Genomic DNA, 20,354 nt, shown 5'->3' with positions numbered 1-20,354 from the left:
ACAGTGCGCAAAACGCAAAGCTGCCCGTCAGGCGGGCAAAGCGTGCCAAATCCGTTTGCCGATTGTCTTTTTGCGCTGCACAAGATAGAAAATGCCGCCCCGGAAGCGCTCCAGAGAGAATGCACCTGGGATCGCCCGCGGGAGAGGGTGAGAGCAAGGAGGAACCGGCGATGCAGACCTTTACCACCATCGCGGAATTGCGGGCGGCTCTTGCGCCGCACCGGCTGGACGGCCGGACCATCGGCCTCGTCCCGACGATGGGCTATCTTCATGTCGGCCACATGGAGCTGGTCCGGCGCGCGCGCACCGACAACGACATCGTCGTCGCCACCATCTTCGTCAATCCCCTGCAGTTCGGCGCCAACGAGGATCTGTCGCGCTATCCGCGCGATCTCGCGCGCGACCAGGCCATGCTCGAGGCGGAGGGTGTACATTATCTCTTTGCGCCCGGCGTCAAGGACATGTATCCGCAGCCGATGGAGACGGTGGTCGACGTGCCGAAGCTCGGCGCCGAGCTGGAAGGCTCCGTTCGTCCCGGGCATTTCGCGGGCGTTGCCACCGTCGTCACCAAGCTTTTCAACATTGCAGGGCCGGACCGTGCCTATTTCGGCGAGAAGGATTTCCAGCAGCTCACGATCATCCGCCGCATGGTGGCCGATCTCGCCCAGCCGGTCGAGGTGATCGGCGTGCCGACGGTGCGTGAGGCCGACGGGCTCGCCTGTTCCTCGCGCAATGTCTATCTCTCGCCGCAGGAGCGTGCCGCCGCGGCCATCGTGCCGCGGGCGCTGGACGAGGCCGAGCGGCTGGTTGCCGCCGGAGAGACGGATGCGCGAAAGCTCGAGGCGGCGGTGCGCGCCTTCATCCAAGGCGAGGCGCTGGCCGAGCCGGAAGTCGTCGCGGTTCGCGACCCCCAGACACTGGCCGACGTCGCGACCATCGGCGAAAAGCCCGTTCTGCTGCTGCTTTTCGTTCGCTTCGGCAGCACGAAGCTTCTCGATAACCGGGTCCTCGGCCCGAAAAATGCAATGCTTGAACATGCAAAGAAGGTAGCGTGACATGAGCGTACACACCGCCAAGCGCCGTTTGGCCCCCGCCGACATCAAGGCCCTGAAGGGTGAGCGCCCCATCGTCAGCCTGACCGCCTATACGACGCCGGTCGCCAAGCTCATGGACCAGCACGTCGATTTCATGCTGGTGGGCGACAGCCTCGGCATGGTGCTGTACGGGCTTGATTCCACCGTCGGCGTGACCCTGGAGATGATGATCGCTCACGGTCAGGCCGTCATGCGCGGTTCGTCGAACGCCTGTGTCGTGGTCGACCTGCCGTTCGGCTCCTACCAGCAGTCGAAGGAACAGGCCTTTGCCACGGCCGCCCGCGTTCTCAAGGAAACTGGCTGTTCCGCGATCAAGCTCGAAGGCGGTGCGGAGATGGCCGAGACGGTGCATTTCCTCACCCAGCGCGGCATTCCGGTGCTTGGCCATGTCGGCCTGATGCCGCAGCTCATCAACACGACCGGCGGTTATCGTTCGCTCGGCCGCAACGACAAGGAAGTCGAGAAGATCCGCAAGGATGCGGCCGCCATTGACGATGCCGGCGCGTTCGCCATCGTCATCGAGGGCACGGTCGAGCCGCTGGCGCGCGAGATTACCGGCGCGGTCAAGGTGCCGACCATCGGCATCGGCGCATCGCCGGCCTGCGACGGCCAGGTCCTGGTGGTCGATGACGTGCTCGGCATCTTCACCGATTTCAAGCCGCGCTTCGTCAAGCATTTCGCCAATCTTGCGCCGCTGATGAGCGAGGCCTTCGCGACCTATGCGCAAGAGGTGAAGGCCCGAAGCTTCCCTGGTCCGGAGCATACGTTCCAGCTCAAGAAGGGCTGACCGCCGGTCTTTTTCGGCTCGACTATCGTTCAACGGCGTTCGTGCATCGCCGTTGAACGATCAATCCCGTTGAACGGATCATCAGCCATATTGGTTTGTGAGCGGGGCTTCGCTGCTCTATGGCTTGCAGATTCCCAAGAGAGCGGACTCATGACTCCCGAAACGAAAGAAGAATTCCGCGATGCCCTCCGTCGCGGCAGCGCGGTTGCCATCGCGGCCGCCCCGTTCGCCGTGCTGTTCGGCGCGGTCGCCGTCGACAATGGCCTGAGCATAGCCGAGGCGACCTTGATGAGCGCGACGCTCTATGCCGGCGCCAGCCAGCTGGTTGGCGTGGAGCTGTTCAACCATCATGTCGCGCCCTGGCTCGTCGTGCTGTCGATCTTCGCCGTGAACTTCCGGCACGTGCTCTATTCCGCCGCCATCGCCCCGCATATCCGCCACCTGACCTTCTGGGAAAAGGCGACATCGCTCTTCCTGCTGACCGATCCGCAATTCGCCGAAACCGAGCGGCGGGCCGACAGGGGCATCCGCGTCAGTTATCTCTGGCTGATGGTGCTGGGCCTCAGCGTCTACGTCCCGTGGCTGTTCCTGACCATTCTGGGGGCTTTCCTCGGCAACCTGATCGGCGATCCCAAGGCCATCGGCATCGATGTTCTGCTGCCGGTTTATTTCATGGGACTGGTGCTGGGTTTCCGCAGCCGCGCGAACTGGCTGCCCGTGGTGCTGGCCTCCGGGGCGGGCTCCATCCTCGCCCTGCATTTCGTCGGTTCGCCCTGGCATGTCAGCCTCGGCGCTCTGGCGGGCATCATCGTGGCCGCGCTCCTGCCGCTCGATAACGCCGAAGCGCCGGCCGGCGACGTCGTCGAAGGGGAGGCGTGACATGGAAAGCCTGTTTCACACCCAGACGCTGCTCATCATCGCCGCAGGCGCCATCGCGACCTATCTCACGCGCGTCGGCGGCTATGTCTTCATCACGCGCATGAAACGCATTCCGCCGCGCGCGGAAGCGGCGCTCAACGCCGTGCCGGCCGCGGTCCTGACCACGCTGGTCGCGCCGGCCGCCATTACCGGCGGCTGGGACGTCAGCCTGACCATGGCGATCGCTTTCCTCGTCGGCCTTCGCCTGTCGCTGCTGCCGATGCTCGCCGTGTGCTGGATCGTGGTCATGGTGATCCGTCACCTCATCGTCTGATCGGGGCCGTCGCCTTTTCGAGCCAGGCTTTCGTCGCGTCGTCCGTGAGGAGCGGCGCGATCTTTTCCCGCGTCTGGGCATGATAGGCGTTGAGCCAGTCCAGCTCCTCGTCCGTCAGGAGATGCGCGAGAACGAGCCTGTTGTCGATCGGGCAGAAGGTCAGCGTCTCGAAGCCGAGCATGTGGATATCGCCGCCCGCGACGGGCGCGGCGGGCAGGACATGCACGAGGTTTTCGATGCGGATGCCGAAGGCGCCGGGACGATAGTAGCCGGGCTCGTTCGACAGGATCATGCCGGGCAGCAGCTCCTGCGTCGCAAGCCGCGAAATGCGCTGCGGACCTTCGTGCACCGAGAGGTAGGAGCCGACGCCGTGGCCGGTGCCGTGGGCGAAATCCGCGCCCGCCTTCCACAAGGCGATACGGGCGAGCGGATCGAGATCGCAGCCGCGCGTGCCCTTGGGAAAGCGGGCGAGGCTGATGGCGATCATGCCCTTCAATACCAGGGTGAAGAAGCGTTTCTGCTCCTCCGGCACGTCGCCGATGGCGACGGTGCGGGTGATATCCGTCGTGCCGTTGACATATTGCGCGCCCGAATCGATCAGGAACATCGTTCCGGCCTCGATTGCCGTATCGCTGTCGGTGGTCACCCGATAGTGCATGATCGCGGCATGGGCGCCCGCGCCGGCAATGGTGTCGAAGGACACATCCTTCAGCGGGTTCTGGTGGCGCTCGCCCACCGTGCGGCGCGCCTCTTCCAGCCGTTTCGTCACGCTGATTTCCGTCTGCGAGCCGGGGGCGGTGCTGTCGAGCCAGGCAAGGAACTCCACCATGGCCGCGCCGTCCTGAAGGTGCGCGCGGGCGGAGCCCTGAAGCTCGACGGCGTTCTTGCAGGCGCGGGGCAGGCGGGCGGGATCCGCGGCTTCGACCAGCGTTCCCCCCTTGCTGCGCACGATCTCCGCCAGCGCGAAAGGCGCCTGGTCGGGATCGATCAGGATGCGCTTGCCGGCCGCCGCGAGCTTCGCGACCTCGTCGTCGAACTGCGAGGGCGGCAGGAGATCCGCCAGCTGCGTCAGGTAGGCCTCCGGCTCGATGCCCGTCTTGCGTTTGTCGAGGAAGAGCTGCGGGCGGCCTTCGGCGGGAATGATCGCGCGGGCGAGCGGGTGCGGCGTATGCGGCACATCGCTGCCGCGGATGTTGAAGATCCAGGCGATGGAGGAGGGGTCGGTGACGGCAAGCACGTCCGCTCCTGCCTTCGCCGTGGCCGCGGCCATCGTCACCAGCTTGTCCTTCGCGAGTTCTCCGGCATGGTCGATGTCCTGGATGACCACGCGGCCAAGCGGCTCGGCGGGGCGGCCGGTCCAGGCCCGGTCGAGAGGATTGTAGGGCAGGAACACGAGCTGGCCGCCAAGCTCTGCAAGGACCTTCTCCAGGCGGCGCACCTCGGCGCCGGTGTGAAGCCACGGATCGATCCCGAGACGGAAGCCCTTCGGCCCGTGGTTGCGCAGCCATAGATGCGGCGGTTCCCCGACAAGATCGCCGCCGGTGAAGACCGCGCCGTCGACCTGTTCGGCAAGTTGCGTGACATAGCGCCCGTCCACGAAGACGATCGCCTTGTCGCGCAGGACAAGCGCGATGCCGGCGGAGCCGGTGAACCCCGTCAGCCAGGAAAGCCGCTCGGCGGAGGCCGGCACGTACTCACCCTGATATTCATCGGCGCGCGGCACGAGGAAGCCATCGATGCCGAGCGCATCGAAGGTGGCGCGCAACGCGTCCACGCGCGCGCGGCCGAACTGGGGCGTGGAGGTGACGTCGAAACTCTGGAACATGGGGCTTCCGATGCGGCGTTGAATCGTGACCGGCAATCTATCCCATCGCCGGGTGGCGTCAAAGGCGGGGCGGTGGTTTCGCACGGGAGAGCGCGTAACTATGCGCTGCGTGCATGGCACCCATGCCCCATTAGCGCTGTCCAGTTTTTCGGAATCGTCTATAAGCGGCGCCAACGAAGCGAACACAAAACGCGCTTCAAGCGAAACGAAGTGAACTCCTCCTCCCACGCTTCGTATCGCGGAATAAATGCCGAAAGGCACAAAGCTAGGTGTTTCGATCAGGCGTCTTTCTGGTCACTCCTCCTCCCTCCTCCGGGAAGGCGTTCGGAACACGTAGGACCGCTTGAGCGCTCCTCCTCCTCAAGCTCGCGGTCTGGCCGGTTCGCCGGTCCAATAGGCGGTGCCTCTGGCACCGCCTTTTCTTTTGCCTGCTCATCAAAAACTTAAAGGGCGGGGAAATCCCCGCCCGCAATACCGTTCAGCGCCGGTTGTCGAGATGGATGGTGACCCAGCCTTCGCGCCATATCGTGCGCACATGGCGCAGGCCGAGGCTGTTATAGGCCGCCAGCACCTTCCAGCGCTGCGAGGCGAGGATGCCCGACAGGATGACATCGCCGCCCGGTGCGAGCTGGGCCGCGAGCTGCGGGGCCATGCGCATCAGCGGCCGGGCGAGGATATTGGCGATGATGAGGTCGAAGGGACCGTGGTGGCCGAAGGCGGTGGAATGGAAGCCGGGTGCCGTTTCCAGCGCGATGCCCGAGGCGATGCCGTTGAGGCGAACGTTCTCGCGCGCAACACGGGTGGCGATCGGGTCGATGTCGGTGGCCAGCACCGTGACGGGAGCGAGCTTGCGGGCGGCGATGGCGAGCACGCCGCTGCCGGTGCCGAGGTCCAGCACGCGCCTGACCGTACGTGCACGCATGACCTTGTGGATCACCTCCAGGCAGCCGGCCGTCGTTCCGTGATGTCCGGTGCCGAAAGCCTGGCCGGCATCGATCTCGATGGCGATTTCGCCGATACGCGCCGTGCCGCGGTCATGCGAGCCATGCACGACGAAGCGTCCGGCGCGAACCGGCTTCAGGCCTTCCAGCGATTTGGCGATCCAGTCGATATCGGGAAGTTCCTCGCGTTGGATTTGAACACCGGGGAAGTCGGCGGCGAGCAGGGCGGCGAACCGGTCGTAAACCTCGGCCTCGTCGGGCCGGAAGACGTAGACGGACGCTTCCCAGATGTCGTTCTTCTCGTCGATCTCCATCGTCGCGATGGCGAAGCCCTCCTCCTCGAAGGCATCGCTCATCAGCGCGAGCGCGTGCTCCGCCTGCTTTTCGGTGGTGGAAATGTAGAGGCGGATTTCGCTCACGGCTCGTGGTCCCTGTTGTTTGCGGACCGCCTAGCATGTCCGAAAGTCCAGGGCAAAGGCCGAATGGTCATCGCGTGATGAGGTTGGCCAGCTTCTGTTCCGCGGTCTCGGCATTCTCGCCATAGGCGATGGTGCCGACGAACCGGCCTTTTGCGTCGAGCAGGAAGACCGAGGCCGTGTGATCCATGGTGTAGTCGCCGTCGGGCTTGGCCTCGTCGAGCGGCACCTTGCGGTAGTAGACGCGGAAGCCCTTGGCCATGTCCAGCACCTTCGACGGTTCGCCGGAAATGCCCGTGATGCGCTTCGAGACGTTGCCGACATACTGGCCGATCAGCTCGGGCGTATCGCGTTCGGGATCGATCGTCACGAAATAGGCCTGGAGCTTCGAGCCATCCGGATCGACCTTGCCGAGCCAGCCGTTCAGTTCGAACAGCGTCGTCGGGCAGACTTCCGGGCAATGGGTGAAGCCGAAGAACAGCGCCGTCGGCTTGCCGGTGAAGGCCTTTTCGGTGATCGGCGTGCCGTCCTGCGCGACAAGCTGGAAGGGAACGCCGAAGGGCTCGCCGGCGATCTGGTCCTTGGCCCGCGTCATCTCCAGCGTCAGCCAGCCGAGCAGGCCGGCGACGAGCGCGACGGCGATCCAGAGTACGAGACGCAGGGTTTTCATGGCAATCCTTCGAGAGGCGGTATCGGCGCGTGTTCCCGCGCTTCTTAATCCCTAGTTCAGGGGCGCGCAAACGCGCCATTTGACGCAAGGGGAGACACCGGGGCGGCTCGCGCAATCGTGATCAGAAGCACCAGGCCATGCCGGATTCGGCAAGGCTGAGCAGAATCGCCGGCCCGTGCTCGAGCCAGCCCGCGAACGCCGCCGTTGCCGCCATGATGCTGAGCCCCAGCGCGATCAGCACGGCGGGAAGGAGCGTATATCTGCGCGCGGTATCCTTCATGGGCGCAGTATAGGCCAAAAGAGGGCATTTTCCAACCACGCACCGTGCGCACGCCGGCCTGCACAGCCGGAAATACCGTTTCAGGCGACGTTCCTTTAGTCTTTGTTTAATCTCTCTTTGCCACTTTCGAGCAACGCGCAAAGGGCGGCAAATCCGCCGGACATGAGGTCCGCCGTGCGCCGGAGACGGCGAGCTGCGCAATTCAAACCGTTTCCTTGTCTCTGGAAAGAGGTCCATCCATGTCCAATGCCATCAAGCAGTCCGGCGCCTATCTCGAAATCGTCTCGTTCCATCTGGGCGAGCAGGAATTCTGCATCGACATCATGGCTATCCGCGAAATCCGCGGCTGGGCTCCGGTGACCCCGATGCCGCATACGCCGCCCTACGTTCTGGGCCTCATCAACCTGCGCGGCGCCGTCATTCCCGTGATCGACATGGCCTGCCGCCTCGGCATGAAGATGACGGAGCCCTCCGAGCGCTCGGCGATCATCGTCACGGATATCGCCGGCAAGCTGGTCGGCCTGCTCGTCGAGCAGGTATCCGATATGATGACCATCAAGAGCGAGGAACTCCAGCCGGCGCCGGAAATCATTCCCGAGGCACAGCGTGCCTTCTGCCGCGGCATCGTTGCCCTGGAAAAGTCGATGGTATGCTTCCTCAACCTCGATACTGTCATCGCGGACGAACTCGCCCAGGCCGCCTGAGGCGACGGGCAACACGCTGATTTTGCGCCCGGTGTCGCGTGTACTGCGCGCCGCCCGAAACATGAATTATCGTTCATGTCGGGATTTTCGCGAAACCCGGCAGGAACAATCGCGGCATGTTCCCATTCTCCCCCTGCATTTCAATCCAACAGTGGAGAATGAAAATGAACAAGACCGTAACCATCGCCCTTGCTTCGCTTCTCGCCGTTTCGCCGGTTGCCGGCATCGCGCATGCCCAGTCCGCCACGACGACCGAGACCATGACGACCGGCTCGATCTCCGCCGACAACGTGTCCGTCGTGACGCTGTCCTCGCTGGAAAACGACAGCTCGTCCAAGGGTGAATACGATCGCCTGAACGCCAAGGCCCAGGACGCCGCTGCTGTCGCCAAGACGCAGGACGAACTGCGCACCGATACGGCCCTGACGGACGTCCTCGTCTCGAAGAACGTTCAGCTTGAGAACGTGATCGACGTAACGACCGCAGCCAATGGCGGCAAGATCGTTTACGTCAAGTAAGCGGCTCCCACCGTTAAGAAAAAGCCCCGGTCACTGCAAGGTGCCGGGGTTTTTTTACGGCTTGCCGTTCGTCCAGGTGACGTTCTCATCGTAGAGCGGCACGGTCGATATCGACATCTTCGCCGATCCATCCGTCAGTTCGCGGGAATGGGCGAGATAGATCAGCGTGTCGTTCTTCTTGTCATAGACGCGTGTGACGATCAGCGATTTCCAGATCAGCGACAGGCCGGATTTGAACACTTCCTCGCCGCCGCGCGACAGGTCGATGTCGCCGATCGTGACCGGGCCCGTCTGGCGGCAGGCGATGGCGTTGTTGGACGGATCCTCGAACCAGTTCCCATTCTTCAGCCGGTCGATGACGCTGCGGTCGAAATAGGTGACATGGCAGGTGACGCCGGAAATCTTCGGATCGCTCACCGCATCGATGTAGATATCGTTGCCGATCCAGTCGACGCCCACCTTGCCGACGGTTTCTGCCTTCGCGGGCAGGGCGGCGAGCGTCAGGAGGCTGGCGGCGAGGACGGTGTGCAGGCGCGGCAGGGCGGATGACAGGGGCATGGCGGTCTCCATTGTTTCGCTGACACGTAAGGATAGCCGCCCGCCGCGCGCAAGTGGCGCGGTCAGGATTTTGCAGCGGCGATCGTTTCGCGCACGGCGCTCTCGTCGGTGATCGTCAGCTGGTACTCACGATCCTTCTCGGTGCCGCCCATGCCGACATGCGGATTTCGGAAGACCATGCCGCTTGGAACCGTTGTGAGGGCGGCGAAATGCAGCTCGGTGAGGCCCGTCGCGTCCCGCACGGCGCGAATGTTTGCGGCGTCCAGCCCGCCGCAGCCCATGATGACGATGCGGCCTGCCGCCTGTTCTGCCGCTTGCTTCAGGATGGCAATGCCTTCTACGGCGGTATCGCGCTGTCCCGACGTCAGAACGCGGTCGACGCCGCAGCGCACGAGCGCTTCCAGCGCTTCACCGGCATCGGCCGTCATGTCGAAGGCGCGGTGACAGGTGACGGACATGGGGCGTGCAGCCTCGACCAATGCCTTGGTGCGTGCCTCGTCGATCTGCCCATCCGGCGTCAGGCAACCGATGACGACGCCCGATACGCCTTCGGTGCGAAGCGCCGTCACGTCCTCCAGCATGCTGGCGAACTCGGCCTCGGAATAGAGGAAATCGCCCCCGCGCGGGCGGATGATGACGTGGACCGGGATATGCCCGGCCTTCACGGCGGCGCGGATGGTGGCAAGGCTCGGCGTCAGGCCGCCTTCCAGCAGGCTGGCGCAGAGTTCCACCCGGTCCGCGCCGGCGGCCTGGGCGGCAAGGAAGCCGTCTATGCCTTCGACGCACAGTTCGATGAGAGGCTTGGACATGACGGTTCTCCGTAATTGCTCAGGCTTCATGCCAGACGGTTTTGAGAAGCCGCAGCCAGTTTTCGCGGCACAGTTTTGCCAGGTCGTCTTCGCCGTAGCCTGCCGATCGCAGGGCCTGGACGAGCGCCTGGTTTCCGGCAGCGTCGCCGATGGCGGAAGGAATGGTCGCGCCGTCGAAATCCGAACCGATCGCCACGCAGTCGATGCCCATGCGCTCGACCAGGTAGTCGATATGCCGCACCATGTCGGACAGCGAGGTGTCGGGGTTTTCGAGACCATCGGACCGCAGCATGGTGGTGGCGTAGTTGAGCCCGGCGATGCCCTTGCGTTCGCGGATCGCGTCGAGCTGGCGGTCCGTCAGATTGCGCGAGATCGGCGTGAGGGCATGCGCGTTGGAATGGGTCGCGACCAGCGGCTGCGTGCTGACGCGCTCGACGTCCCAGAAGCCTTGTTCCGTGATGTGGGCAAGGTCGATCATGATGCCCATGCGGTCGCACGCCTTTACCAGCTCGATGCCTGCATGCGTCAGTCCGGGGGCGGTATCCGGCGAGGAGGGGAAGGCGAAGGGCACGCCATGGCCGAAGCGGTTGTGCCGGCTCCAGACGGGACCGAGCGAGCGCAGCCCGGCGGCGTAGAGCGTTTCCAGCGTCGACAGGTCCTCGGCGATCGGCTCGCAGCCTTCGATGTGGAGCACGGCGGCGAAGCGGCCGGCGGCCATGGCAGCGCGGATGTCGGCAGTGGAGCGGCAGATGGCAAGTGCGTCGGCGCCCTCCAGCCGGAAGGCGATGGCCGCCATCGAAAGCGCCGTGTTCAGCGCCTCCGGCTGGTTCAGCGGGCCGACCATGCGGATATTGTAGTGGCCGTTCGCATCGAGCTCGCGCGGCGGGTAATCCTCGTTGGGCGGGATGAAGATGGCGCAGAGACCACCGGCAAGGCCGCCCTTGCGCGCACGCGGGCCATCGATATGGCCGAGTTTCGTTCCCTGCACGAATTCGGCAACCGGATCGGCGCCCGCTTTTGCATTCTCCCACAGCCGCAGCAGAACGTCATTATGGCCGTCGAAGATCAGTTGCATGCGCCGCTCCTATGCTTGTCGCACCGGTAGAGCCGATTCCGCCGAGGCCCGCAAGGACCGGCCGAAGGTCAGGCGGCAAAGACCGGCGTGCCGCCGATCCAGGTCGAGACCACGTTTACGCCATCATCGATGACGGCGAAATCGGCGTCGTGACCATGGGTCAGCCGCCCCTTGCGTCCCGTCATGCCGATGGCTTCGGCGGGATAGAGCGAGGCCATGCGCAGCGCTTCCTCCAGATCGATGCCGACCGTATCGTGCATGAAGCGGATGCAGGATGCCATGTCGATATCGGCCCCGGCCAGCGTGCCGTCGGCGAGCGTCAGGCGTCCGCCTTCGCGGAAGATCTCGCGGCCGTTGAGGAAGAAGCTCGTCATATCCGTGCCGAGCGGCGACATGGCGTCGGTGACCAGGAAGATGCGGCCGGGGCCGCGCTTGGCGCGCAGTGCCGCGCCGATCGATACGGGATGCACATGGTATCCATCCGCGATGAGACCGGCATTGATATGGCCGAGATCGAGAGCCGCACCCACCATGCCCGGCTCGCGGTTGCCGAGCTGGCTCATGGCGTTGAAAAGGTGCGTCGTCATCTGCGCGCCGGCCGTGACGGCGGCGGCCGCGGTGGCGTAGCCGCAATCGGAATGGCCGAGGCTGACGGTGACGCCGGCTGCGTGCAGGGCGGCGATCTGCTCGTTGGTGGCGTTCTCGGGCGCGAGCGTCATCAGCAGGGCATCGAGACCCGTGCGGGCCGCGATGGTGCGCGCAAGGTCTTCCTGTTCCATGGGCCGGATGAAGGCCGGGTCATGTGCGCCCTTGCGCGCGATGGAGAGATGCGGGCCCTCCAGGTGAAGGCCGAGAAAGCCGGGCACTGCTGCGGCCCGCGCCGCAAGGCCGGCGTCGATCGCGGCCGTCGTGACGGCGACGCTGTCGGTGATCAGCGTCGGCAGGAGGGCCGTGGTGCCGAAACGGGCGTGCGCCGCGCAGATGGTGCGGATGCCCTCGACATCGGGACGCTCGTTGAGCAGCACGCCGCCGCCGCCATTGACCTGCAGATCGACGAAGCCGGGAACGAGCGAAAGCCCGTCCATCGGTACGATGCGGGCTTCGGCCGGCACATCGCGGTACGACGCGATGGCGGCGATCCTGCCGTCCGAGATCAAAAGCGCGCTGTGCTCATGCCAGAGATCGCCATCGAAAATGCGGGCGCCGGTAATGGCGGTGAGCGCTGTCATCGGGTTTCCGTCACTTTCTTGAGGTTGACCGGCTTGTCGGGGTCGAGGCCCTTGCCGCGCGACCAGGCCTCCACGAAGCCGTAGAAGGGCACGATCAGCGCCAGCGCATCGGTGATCGGATGGCCGGTGGCGACAAAGGGCAGCATTCGCGCCGCCTTCGCGGTGTCCGAGGTCACGCAGGCATAGGCGCCCCGCTCGGCGAGGCCATCGGCCATGCCGGTGACGGAGGCTTCCGCAGCGTCGCGCGCGGCGAGCGCGATGACGGGAAACGAGGGGCCGACAAGTGCCACCGGCCCATGCACCACCTCCGCCGAGGAATAGGCTTCGGCATGCATGCCCGACGTTTCCTTGAACTTCAGCGCGGCCTCGCTGGCTATCGCCAGGCCGGGGCCGCGGCCGAGAACGTAGAGCGACTGGGCGTCCTTGAGGTCGCCGGCCAGGCCAGACCAGTCCAGCGCCACGGCCCTGGCGAAATGCTCCGGCAGGTCCTGCACGGCCCGGCCGAGCGCGGTGTCGCCCGTCCAGTCGGCGAGCACGGCGAGGCCCGCGACGATGGAGTTCACATAGGACTTCGTCGCGGCGACGGAGAGTTCGGGACCGGCCGACAGATCGAGCGAGTGCGTACAGGCTTCAGCGAGCGGCGAGGGCAGGGTGTTGGTGAGCGCGATGGAGACCGCACCGCCCTTCGTGGCGCCATCGGCCATGGCGACGATATCCGGGCTCTTGCCGGACTGGGAAATGGCGATGGCCGCGCCGCCCGCCAGTTTCAGGCGTGCACCATAGATCGAGGCGAGCGAGGGGCCGAGCGAGGCGACGGGGCGGCCGGCCGTCAGCTCGATGGCATATTTCAGGAAGAGGGCGGCGTGGTCGGACGAGCCGCGCGCGACGGTCACGAAAAACTGCGGGTCGCGTTCGCGCAAAGCCAGGCCGGCCGCTTTGATCGCGCCGGCCGACTGTGTCAGCACGCGAGCCGCGGCTTCGGGGATTTCGTTGATTTCTTTGCGCATATTGGTCTGCATGGACGTCTCTTTCAGGTAGGGCTCACGTATCGGACAGCGTGAGCTCGGCGACGAAGTCATAGGCGTCGCCGCGATAGATGGAGCGGGTGAACTCGACCACCCGGCCCGTGCGAAGATAGGAAACACGCTCGATGGAGAGACCCGCCGAACCGGGCGGCACGCCGAGGATGGACGCGTCGGGGTCCTTCATGTTGTAGGCGGAGATGCGCTGGACGGCGCGCACCGGCCGGCAGCCGCGCTTTTCCAGCGCCGCGTAAAGCGAATCCTGCACCTGCAACGGTTCCGGCAGGAACTCCGCGGAAATGCAGGCGCGTTCGATGGCGAGTGGCATGCTGTCGGCGATGCGCAGGCGGCCCAGTCGCGCGACGAGGGCGTCAGCCGGCAGGCCGAGCATCATCATCTCGTCGGGCGAGGGGTGGAACAGGCCTCGGTCCAGCCATTCGGCGCGGGTGGTGAGGCCGCGCCGCGCCATGTCCTCGGTGAAGGAGGTGAGGCGCGAAAGGGACTGCTGCACCTTGGAGACCGGCTTGGCGACGAAGGTGCCGGAGCCGTGGCGGCGCACCAGAAGCCCGTCCTTGACGAGATCGTCCACCGCCTTGCGCACGGTCACGCGGCTGACATTGGCGTGGTCGGCCAGATCGCGCTCGGCGGGCAGGGCGTCGCCGTAGTTCAGCCGGCCGGAGGTGATCGCCTCTTCCAGCGTCTGACGCAGCTTCACATAGAGCGGGCCGGGCACGCCCGATTGCAGGCTGTTGGGCGGCAGGATGGCGGACAGCGGCGTCGTCATGCGGCCGCTCCCGTACGCTCCCGGTAGCCCTTGGCGGCGAGCGCCACCGCGCCCGTCAGGGCATCGGCCTCGGCCTCCATCAGGATCGCGCGGTGCCCGTGCGAGAGCCATTCGGGATAAAGCGGCGCAAGCCCGCCGAGCAGGCACAGGCGCGGTGCGCCGGCGAGCTTCATGATGGCGTCGAGGGCCTCGTTGACGGACGCGGCGGCCGCCTCGACGATCGCCAGCGCCTGGCGGTCGCCCTGGCGGGCATGGTCGAAAATCAGCGGCGCGAAACGACCGAAATCGCCGGGCTTGGACAGGCGGGCGAACTCGACGATACTGCGCGGATCGCCCTTGAATTCGTCCAGAACGGCGTCGGTCACGGTCGAGCGCGGATGCACGCCGTCATGGGCGAGCAGCGCTTCCTGCAGGAGGGCATGGCCGAGCCGCGCGCCGCCGCCGAGATCGCCGACCGTAAAGCCCCAGCCGCCGATGTAACGCACCGTGCCGTCCTTGCGGCCCATAAAGATGGAGCCGGTGCCGAGGATCGCCACCGCGCCGTCCTCGTCGCCGATCGCGCCTTGCAGGGCGACCAGGCCGTCCGAGTCGATGTCGGTATGCCGGAAGGGCAGGCGGTCGTGCACGTAGCGGGTAAGGTCGCCGACATTGGTGCCGGCAAGGCCGAGAAAGGCGGAGGCGCTGTTGATGCCGGCCTCGTCGAGCCCTGCATCGCGGTAGGCGGCCTTTGCCGCCTCGGTGATCGAGATGATCGCATTGTTGGGATCGGTGAGGATGTTGGCCGCGCCGCTCTTGCCGCGCCCCAGAACCATGCCATCAGGTGTGGCGACGGCTGCGCGGCAGCTGGTGCCTCCGCCATCGATGCCGAGAATGTAATGGGTCATGGCCACCTCCGGAGATGACGATACCAAAAAAATACCAATAACCAAGGGGTATGGTGGTATCGAAGTGTGACTTTCTCCTAATTTACTGTTTTTGATGGATAAAAATGAGTGCAGCCAAAAAATTGGTCTCAAAAGTTAATTCTCTATGGACAAGTGGTATTTTTTTGGCATTAATTTGGCCAAGGGAGAACAAGCATGGCCGAGCGCAGAACGGAAGGCAGGCATGAACAGGCGGAGGGGCTGGACGCGCGCCAGCCGCTGGATGTTCTTGGCGTGCTCGCCGATGCGCAGAAGGCGGCCGTCGCAGCCGTGGACCCCGCGCTTGCCGATATCGCCGCGGCGTCACGCCTTGCCGCCGATGCCCTGCTTGCCGGCGGGCGTCTTGTCTATGCGGGTGCGGGCAGTTCCGGCCTGATGGCCATGGCCGACGCGCTGGAGCTTCCCGGCACCTATGGTATTGGGCGCGAACACATCGTCATCCTGCTTGCCGGCGGTGCCGCGAGCCTGGTGGATCTGGCCGGCGGCTTCGAGGACGACCGGGCGCTCGCCGTCTCCGATGCGAGGGAAGCGGGGCTTCGGGCCGGTGACTGCGTGATCGCCGTTTCCGCAAGCGGCAGCACGCCCTATGCGCTTTCCCTGATCGCCTATGCGAAGGAGAAGGGCGCCAAAGTCATCGCGATGGCCAACAATCCGGGTGCCGCGCTGTTCGACGAGGCCGATGTCTCGATCCTGCTGCCGACGCCGCCGGAGGTGATTTCCGGTTCGACGCGCATGGGTGCGGGCACCGCGCAGAAGATCGCTTTCAACCTCTTCTCGACGCTTCTCGGCATTCATCTCGGCCACGTTCACGATGGCCATATGGTCAATCTCAAGGCCGACAATATCAAGTTGCGCGGCCGCGCCTGCCGCATCGTTTCCGACATTTCGGGTGTCGGTCTCGACGAGGCCGAGCGCCTGCTCACCTTGTCCGACGGGTCGGTCAAGGCCGCAGTGCTGCTGGCCAGGGGCGTGGAGGACAAGGCTGCCGCGCAGGTGGCGCTCGACCATTCGGGGCAAAGCCTCCGCCGGGCCCTCGAGGCCGTTGAACAACAGAATCTCAAAGCGCGCTACGGCGCATAAAAGGGGAGAATGACATGACACGCAACGCAATCAAGGGCCTGCTTCTGGCCTCCAGCATGCTCGGCACGGCCGGGCTTGCGCAGGCGCAGGACGTGACGCTGACGGTGGAAAGCTGGCGTAACGACGACCTGTCGATCTGGCAGGAGAAGATCATCCCGGCCTTCGAAGCGAAGAACCCGGGCATCAAGGTCGTGTTCTCGCCGTCGGCCCCGACGGAGTACAATGCGGCGCTCAACGCCAAGCTCGATGCCGGCTCGGCAGGCGATCTCATCACCTGCCGTCCGTTCGACGCCTCGCTCGAACTCTTCAACAAGAAGCACCTCGTCGGCCTGAACGATCTGCCGGGCATGGAGAACTTCTCCGACGTCGCCAAGTCCGCCTGGACGACGGACGACGGCGCGACGACCTTCTGCGTGCCGATGGCATCGGTCATCCATGGCTTCATCTACAATGCAGACGCCTTCGCGGAAGTCGGCGTAGAAGTGCCGAAGACGGAAGCCGAGTTCTTCGCGGTCCTCGACAAGATCAAGGAAAACGGCAACTATACGCCGATGGCCATGGGCACGAAGGACCTCTGGGAAGCCGCAACCATGGGCTACCAGAACATCGGCCCGACCTACTGGAAGGGCGAGGAAGGCCGCAAGGCGCTGATCGCCGGCACTGAGAAGCTGACCGACGAACCGTGGGTCGAGCCGTTCCGCGTTCTTGCCAAGTGGAAGGATTATCTCGGCGACGGCTTCGAGGCGCAGACCTATCCCGACAGCCAGAACCTCTTCACGCTCGGCCGCGCGGCGATCTATCCGGCCGGCTCCTGGGAAATCGGCCTGTTCAACACGCAGGCCCAGTTCAAGATGGGCGCGTTCCCGCCGCCGGTGAAGAACGAAGGCGATACCTGCTATATCTCCGACCATAACGACATCGGCATCGGCCTCAACGCCAAGAGCCCGAATGCGGAAGCCGCGAAGAAATTCCTGACCTTCGTCGCCTCGCCTGAGTTCGCCGACATCTACGCCAACTCGCTGCCGGGCTTCTTCAGCCTGAATTCGACGGCGGTGAAGATGAACGACCCGCTGGCGCAGGAATTCGTCTCCTGGCGCGAGAAGTGCAAGCCGACGATCCGCTCGACCTACCAGATCCTGTCGCGCGGCACGCCGAACCTTGAAAACGAGACCTGGACGGAATCCGCCAACGTGATCAACGGCACGGACACGCCGGAAGTCGCTGCGGAAAAGCTCCAGAAGGGCCTCGACAGCTGGTACAAGCCCGCGAAGTAAGACGGCTTGCCGAAGGGCAGGGATCTTTCCCCGCCCTGAGCCTCTTTCCGCAGGCGGGGAGAGGGGCCAAGTCTTGAAGCTGGTCTTCCTCTCCTCGTTTGCGAGGGGAGGAGGCCCGCAGGCAGGAGCCGGGACATCGCGCCCGCCCAGCCGCAGGCGGACGTAATGCCTCCGCGCAAAATCGGGGCGGCAGCCTCAAGCCAAATGTGTATGCTGACCTTGGCCCTGTGCGGCACAGCCGTCCGCGCATGGCGTCCGTTCCTGCGGGCATTCAACGAAGAACAACCGGATGGGGCAGGCTTTCATGAGCGACGCAACTTCTTCCCGCGACACGATGGCGCCGATCCGGCGTCCGAGGCGCTGGCATATCGCCGTCTTCCTGCTGCCGGCCTTCCTGGTCTATTCCGCGGTGATGATCCTGCCCCTGATCGAGACGCTGCGCCTTTCGCTGTTCAACACGGTGGACGGCGAGGCGGCCTTTGTCGGGCTCGCCAACTTCAAGGTCCTGTTCGGCGATGCGCGCTGGGCGGCGGATTTCTGGAACGCGCTGAAGAACAACGTCATCTTCTTCATCATCCACATGCTGGTGCAGAACCCGATCGGTGTCGCGCTCGCCGCCATGCTGTCGATCCCCAAGCTGCGTTTCGCCGCCTTCTACCGCACGGCCATCTTCCTGCCGACGCTGCTTTCGTTCGTGATCGTCGGTTTCATCTGGAAGCTGATCCTGTCGCCGATCTGGGGCGTGTCGCCCTATCTGATGGATCTCGTCGGCCTGAAGTCGTTCTTCTCGCCCTGGCTCGGCAAGCCGGATACGGCGCTGATCGCCGTCTCGCTCATCTCCGTCTGGCAGTATGTCGGCATCCCGATGATGCTGATCTATGCCGCACTCCTCAATATTCCCGAAGAGGTGATCGAGGCTGCGGAATGCGACGGCGTGACGGGCTGGAGCCAGTTCTGGAAGATCAAGCTGCCGCTGATCCTGCCGGCCATCGGCATCATTTCCATCCTGACCTTCGTCGGCAATTTCAACGCCTTCGATCTGGTCTACACCGTGCAGGGGGCGCTCGCCGGCCCCGACAAGTCGACCGACATCCTCGGCACGCTGCTCTACCGCACCTTCTTCGGTTTCCAGCTCCAGCTCGGCGACCGCTCGATGGGCGCGACGATCGCGACGGTCATGTTCCTGATCATCCTCGCCGGCGTCTCGCTTTACCTCTTCGTCATCCAGCGGCGCATGCGCCGCTACCAGTTCTGATCGGGAGGGCCTGACATGTCCAAGGCACGCGCTTCGCTCAGCCGCACGACCCTCGTTCACCTCGCGCTCATCGGCTATACGCTCATCGCGGTCTTTCCGGTGTTCCTGACGCTCATCAACTCGATGAAGAGCCGCAACGCGATCTTCCGCAATCCGATGCAGCTTCCCACGACCGAGACCTTCGATCTCGTGGGGTACACGACGGTTCTGGGGCAGGGGGATTTCGCGTCCTATTTCCAGAACAGCTTCATCGTGACGGTGGCCGCCATCGCGCTGGTGCTGCTGTTCGGTGCCATGGCCGCCTTCGCGCTTTCCGAATACCGCTTTCGCGGCAATACGCTGATGGGGCTCTATCTCGCGCTCGGCATCATGATCCCGATCCGGCTGGGCACGGTGGCCATCCTCCAGGGCATGGTCGCGACCGGGCTCGTCAACACGCTGACGGCGCTGATCCTCGTCTATACCGCGCAGGGCATACCGCTCGCCGTCTTCATCCTGTCCGAGTTCATGCGCACGGTCTCCGACGATCTCAAGAACGCCGGGCGCATCGACGGTCTTTCGGAATATGCGATCTTCTTCCGCCTCGTGCTGCCGCTGGTGCGGCCGGCCATGGCGACGGTCGCCGTGTTCACGATGATCCCGATCTGGAACGATCTGTGGTTCCCGCTGATCCTGGCGCCGAGCGAGGCGACCAAGACGGTCACGCTGGGCTCGCAGCTCTTCATCGGACAGTTCGTCACCAACTGGAACGCGGTTCTGGCGGCGCTGTCGCTCGCCATCCTTCCGGTCCTCGTCCTCTACCTTGTCTTCTCGCGGCAATTGATCCGCGGCATCACGTCGGGAGCTGTAAAGTGAGTTCTGCCATGACCCCCATCCGTGTCCTTTCCGCCGGCCTCGGCAACATGGGCAGGAGCCATGCGCTCGCCTATCACGAAAACCCGGGCTTTGAACTCGTCGGGCTGGTCAACCGCTCGAAGGTGCCGGTTCCGGCGGGGCTGGAAGGCTACGAGATCCATCCGTCGTTCCTCGATGCCCTCCACGAATTCAAGCCGGAGCTCTGCTCGATCAGCACCTATTCCGACAGCCATGCCGACTACGCGGTGGCGGCGATGGAAGCGGGCGCCCATGTCTTCGTGGAAAAGCCGCTGGCGACCACGGTCGCCGATGCCGAACGCGTCGTGGCCTGCGCCAAGGCCAATGGTCGAAAGCTCGTCGTCGGCTATATTCTCCGCCACCATCCATCCTGGGTGCGGCTGATCGACGAGGCGCGCAAGCTCGGCGGCCCCTATGTCTTCCGCATGAACCTGAACCAGCAGTCGAGCGGCGCGACCTGGGCGACCCACAAGGCGCTGATGAACACGACGCCGCCGATCGTCGATTGCGGCGTGCATTATGTCGACGTGATGTGCCAGATCACGGATGCCAAGCCCGTCGAGGTGCGCGGCATGGGGCTGCGCCTGTCGAACGAGATCGCGGCCGACATGTACAATTACGGCCACCTTCAGGTGCTGTTCGACGACGGTTCGCTCGGGTGGTACGAGGCGGGCTGGGGCCCGATGATCTCGGAGACGGCGTTCTTCGTGAAGGACGTCATGTCGCCGAACGGCTCGGTCTCCATCGTCATGGACCCGAACGCCAAGTCCGACGATATCGACACGCACACCAAGACCGCCGTGATCCGCGTGCACAATGCAGCGACCGGGCCGGACGGCAAGTTCCTGTCGCCGGACGAAGACATGACGATGGCGGGCGAACCCGGCCATCAGGAGCTCTGCGACCGCGAACAGGCCTATGTACTGAAGGCCATCCGCGAGGACATCGATCTCACGCGGCACATGGACGATGCCGTGCAATCGCTGAAGATCTGCCTTGCGGCGGATGAAAGTGTCAGAACCGGCCAGCCGGTCAAGCTCTAGAG

Annotated in this window: 22 protein-coding genes; 11 read left to right on the top strand and 11 right to left on the bottom strand. The window is 64.7% G+C overall.

What is annotated here, in order from left to right:
• The first annotated feature begins 170 nt into the window (after positions 1-170).
• From panC to GR158_RS01340, 4 genes are all read left to right on the top strand, one after another.
• Positions 171-1,055 (top strand): pantoate--beta-alanine ligase, encoded by an 885-nt coding sequence (panC, locus tag GR158_RS01355; RefSeq protein WP_160869469.1) that lies wholly within the window; start codon positions 171-173, stop codon positions 1,053-1,055.
• Position 1,056: 1 nt separating this feature from the next.
• Positions 1,057-1,881 carry a 3-methyl-2-oxobutanoate hydroxymethyltransferase gene (gene panB, locus GR158_RS01350; protein ID WP_134649554.1) on the top strand — a complete coding sequence of 275 codons (825 nt, stop codon included), beginning with the start codon at positions 1,057-1,059 and terminating at the stop codon, positions 1,879-1,881.
• Positions 1,882-2,031: 150 nt separating this feature from the next.
• Positions 2,032-2,760 (top strand): AzlC family ABC transporter permease, encoded by a 729-nt coding sequence (locus GR158_RS01345; protein WP_160869467.1) that lies wholly within the window; start codon positions 2,032-2,034, stop codon positions 2,758-2,760.
• 1 nt (position 2,761) lies between these two features.
• The gene (locus GR158_RS01340) at positions 2,762-3,073 is read left to right on the top strand and encodes an AzlD family protein (RefSeq protein WP_160869465.1); all 312 of its coding nucleotides are present in this window, start codon (positions 2,762-2,764) and stop codon (positions 3,071-3,073) included.
• Here the strand turns inward: GR158_RS01340 and GR158_RS01335 are convergent.
• The 4 genes from GR158_RS01335 to GR158_RS25070 all read right to left on the bottom strand — a co-directional run bounded on the left by GR158_RS01335 (position 3,063) and on the right by GR158_RS25070 (position 7,223).
• Entirely contained in the window at positions 3,063-4,898 is a 1,836-nt protein-coding gene (locus GR158_RS01335; protein ID WP_160869464.1) for an aminopeptidase P family protein, read from the bottom strand. The two genes, GR158_RS01340 and GR158_RS01335, sit on opposite strands and share 11 nt — an antisense overlap.
• A 478-nt stretch (positions 4,899-5,376) precedes the next feature.
• Positions 5,377-6,258 carry a 50S ribosomal protein L11 methyltransferase gene (locus tag GR158_RS01330; RefSeq protein WP_160869462.1) on the bottom strand — a complete coding sequence of 294 codons (882 nt, stop codon included), beginning with the start codon at positions 6,256-6,258 and terminating at the stop codon, positions 5,377-5,379.
• A gap of 67 nt (positions 6,259-6,325) precedes the next feature.
• Entirely contained in the window at positions 6,326-6,925 is a 600-nt protein-coding gene (locus GR158_RS01325) for an SCO family protein (RefSeq protein ID WP_160869460.1), read from the bottom strand.
• Between the two features lie 121 nt (positions 6,926-7,046).
• Positions 7,047-7,223 (bottom strand): hypothetical protein, encoded by a 177-nt coding sequence (locus GR158_RS25070; protein ID WP_167719105.1) that lies wholly within the window; start codon positions 7,221-7,223, stop codon positions 7,047-7,049.
• 221 nt (positions 7,224-7,444) lie between these two features.
• Between GR158_RS25070 and GR158_RS01320 the strand changes: the two genes are divergently transcribed.
• Both GR158_RS01320 and GR158_RS01315 read left to right on the top strand, forming a co-directional pair.
• Positions 7,445-7,909, top strand: a complete 465-nt coding sequence (locus tag GR158_RS01320; RefSeq protein WP_134649548.1) for a chemotaxis protein CheW — start codon at positions 7,445-7,447, stop codon at positions 7,907-7,909.
• Positions 7,910-8,073: 164 nt separating this feature from the next.
• Positions 8,074-8,427, top strand: a complete 354-nt coding sequence (locus GR158_RS01315; protein WP_134649547.1) for a hypothetical protein — start codon at positions 8,074-8,076, stop codon at positions 8,425-8,427.
• 54 nt (positions 8,428-8,481) lie between these two features.
• Here the strand turns inward: GR158_RS01315 and GR158_RS01310 are convergent, their stop codons facing one another.
• From GR158_RS01310 to GR158_RS01280, 7 genes are all read right to left on the bottom strand, one after another.
• Positions 8,482-8,985: a CreA family protein gene (locus GR158_RS01310; protein ID WP_160869458.1), complete on the bottom strand. Its 504-nt coding sequence runs from the start codon at positions 8,983-8,985 to the stop codon at positions 8,482-8,484.
• 62 nt (positions 8,986-9,047) lie between these two features.
• Positions 9,048-9,794 (bottom strand): copper homeostasis protein CutC, encoded by a 747-nt coding sequence (locus GR158_RS01305; protein ID WP_246665504.1) that lies wholly within the window; start codon positions 9,792-9,794, stop codon positions 9,048-9,050.
• Positions 9,795-9,813: 19 nt separating this feature from the next.
• Positions 9,814-10,869 (bottom strand): dipeptidase, encoded by a 1,056-nt coding sequence (locus GR158_RS01300; RefSeq protein WP_160869454.1) that lies wholly within the window; start codon positions 10,867-10,869, stop codon positions 9,814-9,816.
• 68 nt (positions 10,870-10,937) lie between these two features.
• Complete coding sequence (gene nagA, locus GR158_RS01295) at positions 10,938-12,098, bottom strand: N-acetylglucosamine-6-phosphate deacetylase (protein WP_134649543.1); 1,161 nt, start codon at positions 12,096-12,098, stop codon at positions 10,938-10,940.
• Positions 12,095-13,117: an SIS domain-containing protein gene (locus tag GR158_RS01290; protein WP_160869452.1), complete on the bottom strand. Its 1,023-nt coding sequence runs from the start codon at positions 13,115-13,117 to the stop codon at positions 12,095-12,097. Before GR158_RS01290 ends, nagA begins: the two co-directional genes overlap by 4 nt.
• 22 nt (positions 13,118-13,139) lie before the next feature.
• A complete protein-coding gene (locus tag GR158_RS01285) occupies positions 13,140-13,904 on the bottom strand; it encodes a GntR family transcriptional regulator (protein WP_134649541.1) in 765 nt (254 codons plus the stop codon).
• Positions 13,901-14,788 carry an N-acetylglucosamine kinase gene (locus GR158_RS01280; protein WP_160869450.1) on the bottom strand — a complete coding sequence of 296 codons (888 nt, stop codon included), beginning with the start codon at positions 14,786-14,788 and terminating at the stop codon, positions 13,901-13,903. The genes GR158_RS01285 and GR158_RS01280 overlap by 4 nt, the downstream gene beginning before the upstream one ends.
• Before the next feature lie 195 nt (positions 14,789-14,983).
• On the opposite strand from GR158_RS01280, the gene GR158_RS01275 reads away from it, so the two are divergent.
• From GR158_RS01275 to GR158_RS01255, 5 genes are all read left to right on the top strand, one after another.
• Positions 14,984-15,907 (top strand): N-acetylmuramic acid 6-phosphate etherase, encoded by a 924-nt coding sequence (locus GR158_RS01275; RefSeq protein WP_160869448.1) that lies wholly within the window; start codon positions 14,984-14,986, stop codon positions 15,905-15,907.
• 14 nt (positions 15,908-15,921) lie between these two features.
• Positions 15,922-17,181 (top strand): ABC transporter substrate-binding protein, encoded by a 1,260-nt coding sequence (locus GR158_RS01270; protein WP_134649538.1) that lies wholly within the window; start codon positions 15,922-15,924, stop codon positions 17,179-17,181.
• Between the two features lie 304 nt (positions 17,182-17,485).
• A complete protein-coding gene (locus GR158_RS01265) occupies positions 17,486-18,436 on the top strand; it encodes a carbohydrate ABC transporter permease (protein ID WP_160869446.1) in 951 nt (316 codons plus the stop codon).
• A gap of 15 nt (positions 18,437-18,451) precedes the next feature.
• Positions 18,452-19,291, top strand: a complete 840-nt coding sequence (locus GR158_RS01260) for a carbohydrate ABC transporter permease (protein WP_134649536.1) — start codon at positions 18,452-18,454, stop codon at positions 19,289-19,291.
• Between the two features lie 8 nt (positions 19,292-19,299).
• Positions 19,300-20,352, top strand: coding sequence for a Gfo/Idh/MocA family protein (locus GR158_RS01255; RefSeq protein ID WP_202402112.1), 1,053 nt, complete (start codon positions 19,300-19,302; stop codon positions 20,350-20,352).
• Positions 20,353-20,354 lie beyond the last annotated feature (2 nt).

This window comes from Shinella sp. AETb1-6 (genome assembly GCF_009826875.1).
Taxonomy (GTDB): domain Bacteria; phylum Pseudomonadota; class Alphaproteobacteria; order Rhizobiales; family Rhizobiaceae; genus Shinella; species Shinella sumterensis.
Note: the sequence above shows the minus strand (reverse complement) of the source record. Positions and strands in the feature narration are given on the sequence as shown.

Bases quoted from the DNA above. Each gene is read 5' to 3' on its own strand.
- panC (WP_160869469.1), top strand. From the start codon at position 171: ATGCAGACCTTTACCACCATCGCGGAATTGCGGGCGGCTCTTGCGCCG.
- panB (WP_134649554.1), top strand. From the start codon at position 1,057: ATGAGCGTACACACCGCCAAGCGCCGTTTGGCCCCCGCCGACATCAAG.
- GR158_RS01345 (WP_160869467.1), top strand. From the start codon at position 2,032: ATGACTCCCGAAACGAAAGAAGAATTCCGCGATGCCCTCCGTCGCGGC.
- GR158_RS01340 (WP_160869465.1), top strand. From the start codon at position 2,762: ATGGAAAGCCTGTTTCACACCCAGACGCTGCTCATCATCGCCGCAGGC.
- GR158_RS01335 (WP_160869464.1), bottom strand. From the start codon at position 4,898: ATGTTCCAGAGTTTCGACGTCACCTCCACGCCCCAGTTCGGCCGCGCG.
- GR158_RS01325 (WP_160869460.1), bottom strand. From the start codon at position 6,925: ATGAAAACCCTGCGTCTCGTACTCTGGATCGCCGTCGCGCTCGTCGCC.
- GR158_RS01320 (WP_134649548.1), top strand. From the start codon at position 7,445: ATGTCCAATGCCATCAAGCAGTCCGGCGCCTATCTCGAAATCGTCTCG.
- GR158_RS01315 (WP_134649547.1), top strand. From the start codon at position 8,074: ATGAACAAGACCGTAACCATCGCCCTTGCTTCGCTTCTCGCCGTTTCG.
- GR158_RS01310 (WP_160869458.1), bottom strand. From the start codon at position 8,985: ATGCCCCTGTCATCCGCCCTGCCGCGCCTGCACACCGTCCTCGCCGCC.
- GR158_RS01305 (WP_246665504.1), bottom strand. From the start codon at position 9,794: ATGTCCAAGCCTCTCATCGAACTGTGCGTCGAAGGCATAGACGGCTTC.
- GR158_RS01300 (WP_160869454.1), bottom strand. From the start codon at position 10,869: ATGCAACTGATCTTCGACGGCCATAATGACGTTCTGCTGCGGCTGTGG.
- nagA (WP_134649543.1), bottom strand. From the start codon at position 12,098: ATGACAGCGCTCACCGCCATTACCGGCGCCCGCATTTTCGATGGCGAT.
- GR158_RS01290 (WP_160869452.1), bottom strand. From the start codon at position 13,117: ATGCAGACCAATATGCGCAAAGAAATCAACGAAATCCCCGAAGCCGCG.
- GR158_RS01285 (WP_134649541.1), bottom strand. From the start codon at position 13,904: ATGACGACGCCGCTGTCCGCCATCCTGCCGCCCAACAGCCTGCAATCG.
- GR158_RS01280 (WP_160869450.1), bottom strand. From the start codon at position 14,788: ATGACCCATTACATTCTCGGCATCGATGGCGGAGGCACCAGCTGCCGC.
- GR158_RS01275 (WP_160869448.1), top strand. From the start codon at position 14,984: ATGGCCGAGCGCAGAACGGAAGGCAGGCATGAACAGGCGGAGGGGCTG.
- GR158_RS01270 (WP_134649538.1), top strand. From the start codon at position 15,922: ATGACACGCAACGCAATCAAGGGCCTGCTTCTGGCCTCCAGCATGCTC.
- GR158_RS01265 (WP_160869446.1), top strand. From the start codon at position 17,486: ATGAGCGACGCAACTTCTTCCCGCGACACGATGGCGCCGATCCGGCGT.
- GR158_RS01260 (WP_134649536.1), top strand. From the start codon at position 18,452: ATGTCCAAGGCACGCGCTTCGCTCAGCCGCACGACCCTCGTTCACCTC.
- GR158_RS01255 (WP_202402112.1), top strand. From the start codon at position 19,300: ATGACCCCCATCCGTGTCCTTTCCGCCGGCCTCGGCAACATGGGCAGG.